This is a genomic window from Jeotgalibacillus sp. ET6, assembly GCF_029667115.1.
Lineage (GTDB): Bacteria > Bacillota > Bacilli > Bacillales > Jeotgalibacillaceae > Jeotgalibacillus.
In genome coordinates, this window is the sequence record NZ_JARUIU010000157.1 from 1 (window position 1) to 257 (window position 257).

The 257-nt window shown below is 42.0% G+C and carries 1 protein-coding gene; it reads left to right on the forward strand.

Annotation, left to right across the window (positions count from 1 at the left end; all coding sequences use genetic code 11):
• Nucleotides 1–52 precede the first annotated feature (52 nt).
• The gene (locus tag P6709_RS20635; protein ID WP_442905381.1) at nucleotides 53–229 is read left to right on the forward strand and encodes a dihydropteroate synthase; all 177 of its coding nucleotides are present in this window, start codon (nucleotides 53–55) and stop codon (nucleotides 227–229) included.
• The last annotated feature ends 28 nt before the right edge of the window (nucleotides 230–257 follow it).

Here is a 257-nt window from a genome sequence, read left to right on the forward strand (position 1 = left end):
TTAAAAAAATGAGGATATATTTATTACTAATAGTAGGTGAGCTGAGCGGAAGGTGGCTGAAGAAGAAATCGCACGTGTGGTTCCAATGATTCGGGCCATCGTGAAAGAAGTGGATATGCCTATTTCCATTGATACCTACAGCACATCCTGCAGTAAAAGCGGTTGTGACGGGATCTACAAGACCTGGGAGGCTCTGTTAAAGTTCTTCTTTTTCCTGAAGACTTCTTAATTCCATCATTGATCAAAATGCAGGCAGC